This window comes from Paenarthrobacter sp. NEAU-H11 (genome assembly GCF_050573415.1).
Taxonomy (GTDB): domain Bacteria; phylum Actinomycetota; class Actinomycetes; order Actinomycetales; family Micrococcaceae; genus Arthrobacter.
Map to the genome: position 1 here is coordinate 154,883 of NZ_JBNZGA010000001.1, position 12,461 is coordinate 167,343.

At 66.8% G+C, this 12,461-nt stretch carries 9 protein-coding genes and 1 tRNA gene; 4 read left to right on the forward strand and 6 right to left on the reverse strand.

Annotation, left to right across the window (positions count from 1 at the left end; all coding sequences use genetic code 11):
* Window positions 1–110: 110 nt before the first annotated feature.
* The 6 genes from rho to argS form a co-directional block, all read right to left on the reverse strand.
* The gene (gene rho, locus ACQ3DC_RS00730) at window positions 111–2,276 is read right to left on the reverse strand and encodes a transcription termination factor Rho (protein ID WP_421092308.1); all 2,166 of its coding nucleotides are present in this window, start codon (window positions 2,274–2,276) and stop codon (window positions 111–113) included.
* Window positions 2,277–2,572: 296 nt separating this feature from the next.
* Complete coding sequence (thrB, locus tag ACQ3DC_RS00735; protein WP_321213863.1) at window positions 2,573–3,559, reverse strand: homoserine kinase; 987 nt, start codon at window positions 3,557–3,559, stop codon at window positions 2,573–2,575.
* Window positions 3,560–3,561: 2 nt separating this feature from the next.
* Complete coding sequence (thrC, locus tag ACQ3DC_RS00740) at window positions 3,562–4,668, reverse strand: threonine synthase (protein WP_321213864.1); 1,107 nt, start codon at window positions 4,666–4,668, stop codon at window positions 3,562–3,564.
* Window positions 4,669–5,997, reverse strand: coding sequence for a homoserine dehydrogenase (locus tag ACQ3DC_RS00745; RefSeq protein ID WP_430751318.1), 1,329 nt, complete (start codon window positions 5,995–5,997; stop codon window positions 4,669–4,671). It abuts the gene before it with no gap.
* Window positions 5,998–7,473: a diaminopimelate decarboxylase gene (gene lysA, locus ACQ3DC_RS00750; protein ID WP_430751319.1), complete on the reverse strand. Its 1,476-nt coding sequence runs from the start codon at window positions 7,471–7,473 to the stop codon at window positions 5,998–6,000.
* 4 nt (window positions 7,474–7,477) lie between these two features.
* Entirely contained in the window at window positions 7,478–9,142 is a 1,665-nt protein-coding gene (gene argS, locus ACQ3DC_RS00755; RefSeq protein ID WP_323056554.1) for an arginine--tRNA ligase, read from the reverse strand.
* 182 nt (window positions 9,143–9,324) lie between these two features.
* Here argS and ACQ3DC_RS00760 point away from each other — a divergent pair, with 182 nt between their 5' ends.
* From ACQ3DC_RS00760 to ACQ3DC_RS00775, 4 genes are all read left to right on the forward strand, one after another.
* On the forward strand, window positions 9,325–9,768 hold the full coding sequence (locus tag ACQ3DC_RS00760) for an FMN-binding protein (RefSeq protein WP_430751320.1): 444 nt from the start codon (window positions 9,325–9,327) through the stop codon (window positions 9,766–9,768).
* 3 nt (window positions 9,769–9,771) lie between these two features.
* Window positions 9,772–10,644: an FAD:protein FMN transferase gene (locus ACQ3DC_RS00765; protein WP_430751321.1), complete on the forward strand. Its 873-nt coding sequence runs from the start codon at window positions 9,772–9,774 to the stop codon at window positions 10,642–10,644.
* Window positions 10,641–12,185: an FAD-dependent oxidoreductase gene (locus ACQ3DC_RS00770; RefSeq protein ID WP_430751322.1), complete on the forward strand. Its 1,545-nt coding sequence runs from the start codon at window positions 10,641–10,643 to the stop codon at window positions 12,183–12,185. The genes ACQ3DC_RS00765 and ACQ3DC_RS00770 overlap by 4 nt, the downstream gene beginning before the upstream one ends.
* Window positions 12,186–12,298: 113 nt before the next feature.
* Window positions 12,299–12,374, forward strand: a tRNA-Arg gene (locus ACQ3DC_RS00775).
* Window positions 12,375–12,461 lie beyond the last annotated feature (87 nt).

Genomic DNA, 12,461 nt, shown 5'->3' on the forward strand with positions numbered 1-12,461 from the left:
GGCCCTCGTCATCTCCCTTTCGGGCCTGCCGGAGCCGGGTGGCTTGGGATCGTAGATCGCAAGCCACCCGGCGCAGAGGCGGGGCCGGCATATTTTGAGCGGTAACCCAGCTACTTGTCGTTATCCGACTTCGCACCAAGCGTCGTCTTCTGGACCTGCATGAGGAACTCAACGTTGCTCTGGGTTTCCCGGATCTTGTTGGTCAGCAGTTCAAGGCTCTGCTGGGTCTCGAGTCCGGAGAGGACGCGGCGCAGCTTCCACATGATCTTGACTTCCTCGGGCGAGAGCAGGTTCTCTTCACGGCGGGTGCCGGACGCGTTGACGTCCACGGCCGGGAAGATGCGCTTGTCAGCCAGCTGGCGGGACAGGCGGAGCTCCATGTTGCCGGTGCCCTTGAACTCTTCGAAGATGACCTCGTCCATCTTGGAACCGGTCTCTACGAGCGCGGTGGCCAGGATGGTGAGCGAGCCGCCGTTTTCGATATTGCGGGCTGCACCGAAGAAACGCTTGGGCGGGTACAGTGCCGCGGAGTCGACACCACCGGACAGGATGCGGCCCGAGGCCGGTGCCGCCAGGTTGTAGGCACGGCCCAGGCGGGTCATGGAGTCCAGGAGGACCACAACGTCCATGCCCATTTCCACGAGGCGCTTGGCGCGTTCGATGGAAAGTTCGGCCACGGTGGTGTGGTCGTCGGCAGGACGGTCGAAGGTGGAGGCAATGACCTCGCCCTTGACGGTGCGCTGCATGTCCGTGACTTCTTCGGGGCGTTCGTCAACCAGCACCATCATGAGGTGGACCTCAGGGTTGTTGGTGGTGATCGCGTTGGCGATGGACTGCAGGATGAGCGTCTTTCCGGCCTTCGGCGGCGAGACGATCAGGCCACGCTGGCCCTTGCCGATCGGCGCCACGAGGTCGATGACACGGGGGCCGATCTTCTTGGGATCGGTCTCCAGGCGCAGGCGCTCGGACGGGTAGAGCGGAACCAGCTTGGCGAACTCGACGCGGTCCTTGAGCTCTTCCGGCGTCTTGCCATTGACGGAAGTGACGCGGACCAGGGCGTTGAACTTCTGGCGTGCGGACTGCTGGCTGCGGTCTTCGCCATCGCGGGGCGCCCGGATGGCGCCGACGACGGCGTCACCCTTGCGGAGGTTGTACTTCTTGACCTGGGCCAGGGAGACGTAGACGTCGTTGGGGCCCGGCAGGTAACCGGAGGTACGGATGAACGCGTAGTTCTCCAGGACGTCCAAAATGCCGGCTACCGGCAGGAGGACATCGTCCTCGGTGACCTCAACGTCGTCGACATCCGGACCCTGGGCGCGGCCGCGGCGGCGGTCATTGCGGTCGCGGAAGCGGTCATTGCGGGAGTTGTCCCGGTCCTGGCCGCCCGAGCGGTCATTGCGATCGTTCCGGTCGCGCCGATTACGGCGGTTGCGGCGGCTGCCGCCGTCGGAGTCGTCACTGTCGCGGCTGTCCTCGCGGCGGGACCCTTCGCGCTGGCCGGCCTCGCGGCTGCCTGCGTTGTCACGGCCGCCCTCGGTGCCTTCACGCGGGCCGCCGTCGCGGCCGCGGGTGCGGCCGCCTTCACGGCGGTCGGTGCGCTGGCCTGCATCGCCCTCAGCCGGAGCTTCAGTGCGCTGTTCTGACGTCCGCAGTTCTGAGGTGCGCTGTTCCGCGGCCTGTGCTGCGGGGCGCTGTTCGACGTCGGCCTGCACGGCAGGAGCCTCGGCGGCCTCCGCACCCTGGGGTGCTGCGGCGGCAGCTTCGCCGCGGCGGCGGTTACGGGTGCGCGGCTGGCGGCGCTCGGTGGCGCCTTCAGTTGCTTCGGGAGCCTCCGCAGGCGCTTCCACCGGCGCGGCGGGGCCCGTTTCGGCAGCAGCGGGCTCAGCGGCGGCCGGTGCCACCACTCCGTCGCTCACTGCGCGGCGGCTGCGGCCACGGCGGGCGCGGGTGCCTTCGGCGGGCGCTTCCGGAGTCTCAGCCGGAGCGGCGGCAGCCGGGGCGGAGACGGCCGGGGCGGCAATGCTCTCGGCCCGCTTCTCGGTTGCCTTGGCAGGAGCCTTGGTCAACGGGGTGCCGGCGCGATGGGCGGAAATGGCTGAGACCAGGTCCCCCTTGCGCATCCGGGAACCGCCGGAAATACCGAGCTGGCTGGCAAGTGCCTGCAGCTGGGCGAGCTTAAGGCCTGCGAGGCCACTGCTCTTGGCGGGTGCGGCCGGCGATTCGGCAGCAGAAGATGATAGTTCCACAGCTGGCGACAGCTCAGTGGTTTCGGTCACGAAGGATCCTTCCCCCTCGACGGCGTCCAGACGAGGAGCTGGACGCGATGATTTGATCTGGGCTGCAGTTCAGATCTGCAGCCGGATTGTTCGGCCTTGCCGGTTGGAGATCGGCCAGCAGGGCCGGATACTGATTCACCTTCCACTCCGCCCGTGGCGGAGGGATGGGCTGACGCATCAGGGGCAGCTTTATAGCTACAGATTCCTGCGACAGACCAAGCAGGCGGCACCGGAATAGATTGCGCAGTAGGAGATCAAATCGCAAATGAATGCTGGAGGAGATCAGATAGGCGGAATTACCGCCGGTGCATCTCCACCTTAGCACCTTCAACGTCCACTGCCAGCTTCAGCACCCGCCATGCCATATCCGGCGTGTTGGCTGCGATGAAGTCCTCGATGAAAGCCACAACGGCGGCAGCCTCAGCCTCGCCGTCAGCCAGGACCAGCACGGTGGGCCCGGCGCCCGAAACGACGGCGGCATATCCCGCCGTGCGCAGCGCCCCGATCAGCGCTGCGGACGGGCGCATTGCCTCCGCCCGGTAGCTCTGGTGCAGGTAGTCCTCGGTGCCGGCCAGCAGGAATTCTGGTTTGGCCGTCAGTGCGTGGATCAGCAGCGCGGCGCGGCCGGCGTTCATTGCGGCCGCGTGGTGGCCCACCGAGGCCGGCAAGAGGGCCCGCGCCGCCTCCGTGGAAAGTTCGAAGTCAGGCACCGCCACAACGGGGATGACCGATTCCGACACCGTTGCCCGCGTGCTGCTGTACTGGTCATTGTTCTGCCAGGACAGTGCCAGTCCGCCGAAAATGGCGGGTGCGACGTTGTCCGGGTGCCCCTCCATCTCGGACGTGAGCTGGAGGATCCAGTCCTTCCCGCGGCGGGCAGCCTCAGGAACCAAGGCATTGGCTGCGGTCACGGCAGCTACCACTGCCGACGCCGAGGATCCGAGCCCCCGCCCGTGCGGGTTGACGTTGTCCGCCGTGATCCGAAGCCCCTCGTGCCGGAAGCCCAGGCGGTGCAGGGCCTCCGTGAGGGCCCTGACCACCAGGTGGCTGGCATCGCGGGGAAGTGTTTCAGCCCCCTCGCCGCTGAGGTCGAAGTGCAGCTCGCCACTGCCCAGGGTTTCCACCGTCAGGGTGTCGTGCAGCGACAGGGCGAGCCCCAGGCTGTCGTACCCGGGGCCCAGGTTCGCGCTGGTGGCGGGCACGCGAACGGTCACCAGCTGGCCGGCCGGGACTGCCGGCGCAGCTGCTGCGGACTCGGCAGGCACAGTGAGGGTGGTTTCCACGGTTATTTGTCTTCCAGTCCCAGTTCGGCTGCAACCGTGACGACGTCGTTGGGTACCTTGACCGGCTGCACATCGCTCCCGTCCTCGGTGCGCAGGGCCCACTGGGGGTCCTTGAGGCCGTGGCCCGTAACGGTGATGACGATCGTCTTGCCCGACGGGACTTCACCGGCGGCGTGCTTTTTCAGCAGCCCGGCCACGCCTGCGGCGGATCCGGGCTCCACGAAAACGCCCTCGCGTGCGGACAGCCAGCGGTGCGCATTCAGGATTTCCTCATCCGTGACTGCGTCAATCAGTCCGCCGGACTCGTCACGGGCGCCAATGGCGCCGTCCCAGGAGGCGGGGTTGCCGATCCGGATGGCTGTGGCAATGGTGTCCGGTTCGGTGATGGGGTGGCCGGCGACGAAGGGGGCCGCGCCAGCCGCCTGGAAACCCCACATGGCCGGGGTCTTGGTGGAGACGGCGGGAAGGGTGCCGGCCGTTTCGGACTCGAAGGGAGCGGAGTACTCCTTGTAGCCCTTCCAGTAAGCGGTGATGTTTCCGGCGTTGCCGACCGGCAGGACGTGGATGTCCGGAGCGTCGCCCAGCGCGTCGACGATTTCGAAGGCACCGGTCTTTTGGCCCTGGATGCGGGCCGGGTTGACTGAGTTCACCAGGAACACAGGGTAGGACTCCCCCAGCTTCCGGGCGATGTCCAGGCAGTTGTCGAAGTTGCCGTCCACCTGCAGCAGCGTGGCGCCGTGGGCGATGGCCTGGCTGAGCTTGCCCATGGAAATCTTGCCTTCCGGCACCAGGACAGCGCACTTCAGGCCGGCAGCGGTGGCGTAGGCGGCAGCAGAGGCGGAGGTGTTACCGGTGGAGGCGCAGACTACAGCCTTTGCCCCGGAGGCGACGGCGGCGGTCATGGCCATGGTCATGCCGCGGTCCTTGAAGGAACCCGTGGGGTTCATGCCCTCAACCTTCAGGTACACCTCGGAACCGGTGAGCTCGGAAAGCTTCTGCGCGCGCACCAGCGGTGTGCCGCCTTCGCCAAGGGTGATGACCCTGGTGGATTCCGTCACGGGCAGACGGTCAGCGTATTCGCGGATGACGCCGCGCCATTGGTGAGCCACTTAGACTCCTTCTACCCGCAGAACGGATGTAACTGAATTGATGACGTCCAGGCCTTTCACGGCCTCGACGGTGGCCGCTAGGGCAGCCTCTGACGCGCGGTGGGTGACGATCCGCAGCTCGGCGGATTCCACGTTGGACTCCGCGTCACGGTGGATGGTCTGCCGCATGATCTCGATGGATACGCCGTGCTCGGCGAAGAGCTGGGCAATCCTGGCCAGCACGCCCGGCTGGTCGGCGACGTCGAGCCCGATGTAGTAGCTGGTAACGGCCGCGTCGATCGGCAGCGCCGAAACCTGGCCGGTGGTGGTTTCCGTCCGGCCGGGTCCGCCGAGGACCAGGCTGCGCGCGGCCGAGACCAGGTCGCCCAGGACAGCGGACGCAGTGGGGGTACCGCCGGCTCCCTGTCCGTAGAACATCAGTTCGCCGGCATTCTCGGCTTCGATGAACACCGCGTTGAAGGCGCCGCGGACGGCGGCCAGCGGGTGCTCCCGGGGAAGCAGCGTGGGGTGCACGCGCACGGAGACGCCCTCGCCGCCGTCGGCATCCGTGCCTGCTGCGGGAAGCTTCTCCGCAATCGCCAGCAGCTTGATGACAAAGCCGGCGTCCTTGGCCGCGGCAATATCCGCCGCAGTGACCGAGCTGATCCCTTCGCAGTGGACGTTTTCCAGGGCAAACCGGGTGTGGAAGGAGAGCGAGGCAAGGATGGCGGCCTTGGCGGCGGCATCGTGGCCTTCGACGTCGGCAGTGGGGTCCGCCTCGGCGTAGCCAAGGCGCTGCGCTTCGGCGAGGGCATCGGCGAACTGGGCTCCGGTGCTGTCCATCTGGTCAAGGATGAAATTGGTGGTTCCGTTGACGATGCCCAGGACGCGCGTGATCCGGTCGCCGGCGAGACTGTCGCGGATGGGACGCAGGATGGGGATGGCACCGGCGACGGCGGCCTCATAGGAGAGCTGGACGCCCGCCTTGTCAGCCTCCTCGTGCAGGGTGGGGCCGTCCTGCGCCACGAGCGCCTTGTTGCCCGTGACAACGCAGGCACCGTTGCGAAGGGCAGAAAGGATCAGCGTGCGGGCCGGCTCTATGCCGCCCATCAGCTCGATCACCAGGTCCGCGTCCTTGACCAGCGTCTCGGCGTCGGTGGTGAAGAGCTCCTGCGGCAGGTCCACGTCGCGGGGGGCATTGACGTTGCGCACGGCGATGCCGCTCAACTGCAGCTTCGCGCCCGTGCGGGCGGCAAGGGTGTCGGCGTCCTCAATGAGGATCCGCGCAACCTGGGCCCCAACGTTGCCGCAGCCCAGCAGGGCTACTTTCAGGGTTCGCAATTCCGTCATTCAGGCTCCCATGTCGCGGTTCAGCAGATCTTCTTCGGTTTCCCCGCGGACAATCAGCCGGGCAGATCCGTCGCGCACCGCGACAACGCCCGGCCGGGCCAGATAGTTGTAGTTGCTTGACAGGGCCCAGCAGTAGGCGCCGGTCCCCGGTACAGCAAGCAGATCACCGGCTGCCACGTCCTCGGGCAGATATACATCTCTAACAACTATGTCGCCGCTCTCGCAATGTTTGCCCACCACGCGGGACAGCTGCGGAGCCGCCGCGGACGCGCGGGAGGCCAGAATTGCGGAGTAATCGGCGTCGTAGAGCACGGGCCGGGCGTTGTCGCTCATGCCGCCGTCCACCGAAACATACCGGCGCGGATACGTAACGTTGTTGCCTCCGTCACTGGCTCCGGAGGGGGCCGGCGCGTCCACGCGCACGGTTTTGATCGTCCCCGCTTCGTAAAGGGTGAAGGTGGTGCTGCCCACGATGGCGCGTCCGGGTTCGATGGAGATGCGGGGCGAGTCAATGCCCAGTTCTGCGCAGGTGGAACGGACGACGGCGGCCATCGCCTCCGCGATCTCGGCTGCGGGGCGGGGGGTGTCCACCGGGGTGTAGGCGATGCCGTAGCCGCCGCCGAGGTCCAGCTCCGGAAGGACAATGGAGTACTTTTCCTGCATGGCGGCGAGGAAGCGAAGGAGCTTCTCGGCAGCCATCGCGAAGCCGTCCGGCTCGAAGATCTGGGATCCGATGTGGCAGTGCAGTCCCAGCAGTTCAATGCCCGGGTGCGCGGCAGCGGCTGCCACTGCTTCTTCGGCAGCGGACAGCCCGGCCTGTTCGGTGGTGTCCGCCGCCATGGAGAGGCCGAACTTCTGGTCCTCGTGGGCCGTGGCAATGAATTCGTGGGTATGCGCGTGGACCCCGGGCGTGAGCCGGAGCATGACCTTGGCTTTTTCCCCGCGCAGTTCAGCGATGGCGCCCACCCGGACCAGTTCGCTGAGGCTGTCCACCACAATCCGGCCCAGCTTCATGTCCAGCGCACGGTGGATCTCGCCGTCGGACTTGTTGTTGCCGTGCAGGGCCACGTCGGCGCCGGGAATCCCGGCCTTTGCCGCGACGGCCAGCTCGCCGCCGGACGCAGTGTCCAGCCGCAGCCCCTCCTCCTCGACCCACCGCACCACGGCGGTGCACAGGAATGATTTGCCGGCGTAGTAGACGTCCACTCCCCCGCAGATATCGGCGAACGCATTGTTGAAGGCGTCGCTGAAGGCGCGTGCCCTGGCACGGAAGTCGGTCTCGCTCATGACGAAGAGCGGGGTTCCATATTGCCGCTGGAGCTCGCTGACGGGAATGCCGTCGATGGTGAGTTCACCGGACTCGTTCCTGGCTGCATCCTGTGCCCACATCTTTGGCTCAAGGGCATTCAGGTCCGCAGGGACAGACAGCCAGCCCGGGGCTAGCGGAGAACCGGCAATGGGGTCCTGTGCAGTCATTGGATCACATCCGTTCCGGCGCGGAAACGCCAAGCAGGTCAAGGCCGTTGGCCAGCACCTGGCTCGTGGCGTCGTTGAGCCACAGCCGGGTGCGGTTGACATCCGTCACCGCTTCGTCGCCCATGGGCGCAATGCGGCAGGCGTCATACCAGCGGTGGTAGGCGCCGGCGATGACCTCGAGGTGGCGGGCCACACGGTGCGGCTCGCGCAGCTCGGCGGCCTTGGCCACGATCGAGGGGTAACTGCCCAGGTAGGAAAGCAGCTCGTTCTCGGTGGCGTGGTCCAGCAGCGAGGCGTCAAAGCTGTCCTTGCCGTCCACCTGGCGCTCCACTCCGGCCGCCACGGCGTTCCGGGCAGCACCGCGGGAGCGGGCGTGGGCGTACTGGACGTAGAACACCGGGTTTTCGTTGCTGTGCTTCTTCAGCAGCTCCGGGTCCAGGGTCAGGGGCGAATCTGCGGGGAAGCGTGCCAGCGAATAGCGGACGGCGTCCTTCCCAAGCCAGTCGATCAGGTCCTTGAGCTCAATGATGTTTCCGGCGCGCTTGGACAGCTTCGCTCCGTTAACGGACACCAGCTGCCCGATCAGCACCTCGATGTGAACCTCGGGGTCGTCGCCGGCGCACGCGGCAATCGCCTTGAGCCGGTTGATGTAGCCGTGGTGGTCCGCGCCGAGGAGGTAGATCTTCTCGGTATAGCCGCGGTCCTTCTTGGACAGGTAGTAGGCGGCGTCGGCTGCGAAGTACGTCGGCTCGCCGTTGGCCCGGATCATCACCCGGTCCTTGTCGTCGCCAAAGTCCGTGGTCCGCAGCCAGACCGCGCCGCCGTCGTCGAACACGTGGCCCTGCTCGCGCAGGCGCGCCACTGCACTCTCGATCGCGCCGGCGTCGTGCAGCTCCTGCTCGGAGAAGAACACGTCGAACTCCACGCCGAAGTCCGCAAGGGTGGCCTTGATGTCCTTCATCTGCGCCTCGTAGGCAGCGGCGCGGATCACCGGAAGGGCCGCAACTTCAGTCAGTTCGCGGATGTCCGGGTGCTCCGTCAGCACCTCATGCCCAAGGTCCGCAATGTACTGTCCGGGGTAGCCGCCGTCGGGCACGGGGAGGCCGTGCAGCCGGTTGTAGACGGAGTGTGCGAAGACGTTCATCTGCGTGCCGGCGTCATTGATGTAATACTCAGCGGTCACATCCGCCCCGGACGCACGCAGCACGCGCGCGATCGAATCCCCCAACGCCGCCCAACGGGTGTGCCCGATATGCAGCGGACCGGTGGGATTGGCCGAGACAAACTCCATGTTCACCGTGTGGCCGGCGAGCGCGGAGTTGGTGCCGTACTGCTTTCCGGCTTCGACAATCACCTTGGCCAGGGCGCCGGCGGCAGCCGCATCCACGGTAATGTTCAGGAACCCCGGCCCCGCGATGTCCACGGCGGCAACGCCGTCGATGGACTTCAGCCGGGCACTGAGGATGGTGGCGAATTCACGCGGGCTGGTGCCGGCCTGCTTGGCAAGCTGCAGGGCAATGTTGGTAGCCCAGTCGCCGTGGTCCCGGTTCTTGGGTCGCTCCACGCGCACCTCATCAGGGACAGCTGATGCTGCAAGGGCGATGTCACCGGCGGCGACAGCATCCTTCAGGCAGGCGGATATGGCGAGGGAGAGTTCTTCGGGAGTCACCCTTCTAGACTACCGGGGGCCGGTCACAGCAAAGGAATCCAGGGCGCTTCCTGCACCCTGTCGATCCACAGGAAACCGGAAATCTCCGCACAGGTTGAACCAATACGCTGGCTTTTGCGTTGACAACACAGTAAGCACTGAGCAGATCCCTTCCTGCGTCCCCTGATGAAACGAGAACCCTGATGAGACCCTCAGTCCGTAAAAGTGTCTACGCCGGAGTCGCCGGCCTGTCCCTGGCGGGAGCGGTGGCAGGCTGCGCGCCGTCAGCCGGGAGCAGCACCGCGGCAACCACCCCCGCCACCGGAGCGTCGACAACGGCGGCCGGCGGGGCGGAATACAAGGACGGCATGTACAGCGCCGACGGCACCTATGTGTCGCCCAACGGTACGGAGACAGTGGGCGTCCAGCTCACGCTCGCCGCCGGGACCGTCACGGACGTGCAGATCACCCAGCATCCGTCCAACCCGAATACCCGCAAGTTCCAGGGCGAGTTTGCCGGCGGAATCGCGGCCCAGGTGGTTGGCAGGAACATCGACGAGCTCAATGTGTCCAAGGTTGCGGGCTCTTCCCTCACCAGCGGCGGTTTCAACAAGGCCCTGGAGCAGATCAAGTCGGAGGCCCGGTAGGCCGTGCCGGACGGGGACCGGGAGGACTTTGCGTTTGAGGGGATCGGGACGCACTGGCAGGTCTCTGCGCCCGGGCTGCTCGGTCCGGCCCTGCGGACCCGCCTCCTGGACGTGGTGGAACGGTTCGACGCCGACTGGTCCCGCTTCCGGGACGATTCCCGCGTCACCGCGATGGCCAGGGAACCCGGCCGGTACGAGTTTCCCGCCGAGGCCGGACCGCTCGGGCTGGTCTACCGCACCCTCTACCAGCTCACCGGCGGGGCCATGACCCCGCTCATCGGCACCAGCCTGGAGCGCCTGGGCTACGACGCCGGCTACTCGCTTCGGCCGTCCGGCTCCCCGCTGCCTGCTCCGGCCTGGGACGACGTACTGAACTGGGCCGGCACCACCCTCACCACGAAGGCTCCTGCCGTCCTGGACATCGGGGCCGCCGGCAAGGGCCTGCTCGTGGATCTGCTGGCGGCGGAGCTTGAAGCGGGAGGCGTGGAGGCCTTCATCATCGATGCCGGCGGGGACCTCCTGGCGCGTGGCCCGGATCCCGTTCCGGTGGCATTGGAACACCCCTACAACGAAGCCCAGGCCATCGGGGTGGTGCAGCTGGCCGGCCGGGCACTCTGTGCATCTGCCGCAAACCGGCGCGCCTGGGGCGACGGCCTGCACCACGTCCTGGATGGCAGGACCGGACGCCCTGTCAGGACCGCCGTGGCCACGTGGACACTGGCGGAAACCACCATGCTGGCCGATGCCCTGGCAACGGCGCTCTTTTTCCTCCCTGGTGACGAACTCCAGCGGTCTTTCGATTTTTCCTGGTTGACGGTCTTCTCGGACGGAAGCGCCACCCATTCCGCAGGATTTGAAGGGACACTGTTTTCATGAGCCCCGTTGAAGCGCCGGGGGCCGGACCGGCCCTGTCCGCGGCCGGCCTGCTGGATACCGTGCTGGGCCGGTTCACCATGTACCGGCTGATCCTCCTGGTCCTGGCGGCCCTCGCCGGATACAGCCTTCTGCTGGATGCCCTGGGCTGGCTGACTTTCGGCATTCCGGAGATGCTGGCGCACCTGGTCCTCTGCCTTGGGCTGACGTACGCGTCGAACAGGGCGCTGGCAGTGCTGTTCCGGGTACGGCCGCACTCCGAGTCGTCGCTGATCACCGGGCTGCTGCTCTATTTCCTGTTCTGGCCCTCTTTCGCCCCCATGGATGTGGCGGGAGTGGCTTTGGCGTGCGTGCTGGCATCGGCGTCGAAATACGCCCTCGCCTGGCGCGGCCGGCATGTGTTCAACCCCGCCGCCGCCGGCGCGTTCGTCACGGGCCTCACCGGCCTGAATATCGCAACCTGGTGGGCCGCCACGCCGGCCATGCTGTGGCTGCTGGTCCCCGGGATCCTGCTGGTCCTGTACCGCACCCGGAAGTTCCTCATGGCTTCGGTGTTCACCGTTGTTGCCGCCGCGATCATCACTTCCGAACTGATCCAGGCCGGGCTGTCAGCGGGCATGGCCTTGTGGCAGTCCTTTGCCCAGCGGCCGCTGCTGTTCTTTGCGGGGTTCATGCTTACCGAGCCGCTGACGCTGCCGCCGCGGCGCTGGCAGCAGCTGGCGTTGGCTGCAGTGGTAGGTGTTGTTTTCGCGGTCCCCTACAACGTCGGTTTCCTGGCCAACTCTCCGGAGGCGGCGCTCCTGCTGGGCAATCTGCTGGCTTTCCTGGCGGGCCAGCATGGGAGCGTGTCCCTTCGTTTTGCCGGAACCAGGGCGTTGACACCCAGCACTACCGAGTTCTCCTTCGAGCCGTCCCGGCCGGTCCGCTTTGTGCCGGGGCAGTACATGGAGCTGGACCTGCCGCAGGTCAAGTCGGACAGGAAGGGACGGCGTCGTGTGTTCAGCCTGACAGGTTCGCCGGACGACCGCCTGGTGAAGTTTGGCGTGCGGACAGCTGAGCCGGTGTCCCCGGCGAAGCGGGTCCTCCTTGCGCTGAAGCCCGGGGACAAAGTGACCGCCACCTCCGTGGGGGGAGACTTTGTCCTTCCCCGGGATCCCCGGAAGCCGGTACTGCTGATTGCCGCCGGAATCGGCATCACGCCCTACCTTTCACACTTGTCTTCGGGAGGACTGCGGGAACGGGACGCTGTCCTCCTCCTCCTTGCCAGGAGCGCCGACGAGATTGCCTATGCGCAGGAACTGCGGGCGGCGGGCATCCGCGTCCTGGTGCGCACTGCGGATGGTTCCGCGCCGCCGCCGGACCTGGCCGCCGCCTCCTGGGACGGCACGCGGCTGGATGGCGAAGCCCTCCGGGCACTGGTCCCGGACATCGCGGAGCGGGACGTCTACGTCTCGGGATCACCGGCCAGCGTCGCCTCGCTGCGGCGGGCGGCTAAGCAGGCAGGGGCCCGCCGGCTCCACGTGGACTCATTCTCCGGCTACTGATTCCGGCCCGGGACCGCGCACGGGGCGGCGGGGCGGTAGCGATTTTCCCTTGCGGGCCACCTTCCTGCTAAGCTCTAGGACGTCCCGCCAGCAACGGCAGGAAACCCCGGATTGCCCTCGTAGCTCAGGGGATAGAGCGTCTGCCTCCGGAGCAGAAGGTCGTAGGTTCGAATCCTATCGAGGGCACCAGAAGAACCCCGCCACTTCAATGAAGTGGCGGGGTTTTCTGCTCCCATACGCCCGTGCACGCTGCCTGCTTCCGTACGTGAGCCTGCG

What these genes read in the sequence shown, in the direction of transcription:
- lysA (WP_430751319.1), bottom strand. Translation starts at nt 7,473, where the DNA reads ATGACTGCACAGGACCCCATTGCCGGTTCTCCGCTAGCCCCGGGCTGG.
- ACQ3DC_RS00760 (WP_430751320.1), top strand. Translation starts at nt 9,325, where the DNA reads ATGAGACCCTCAGTCCGTAAAAGTGTCTACGCCGGAGTCGCCGGCCTG.
- ACQ3DC_RS00770 (WP_430751322.1), top strand. Translation starts at nt 10,641, where the DNA reads ATGAGCCCCGTTGAAGCGCCGGGGGCCGGACCGGCCCTGTCCGCGGCC.
- ACQ3DC_RS00745 (WP_430751318.1), bottom strand. Translation starts at nt 5,997, where the DNA reads ATGACGGAATTGCGAACCCTGAAAGTAGCCCTGCTGGGCTGCGGCAAC.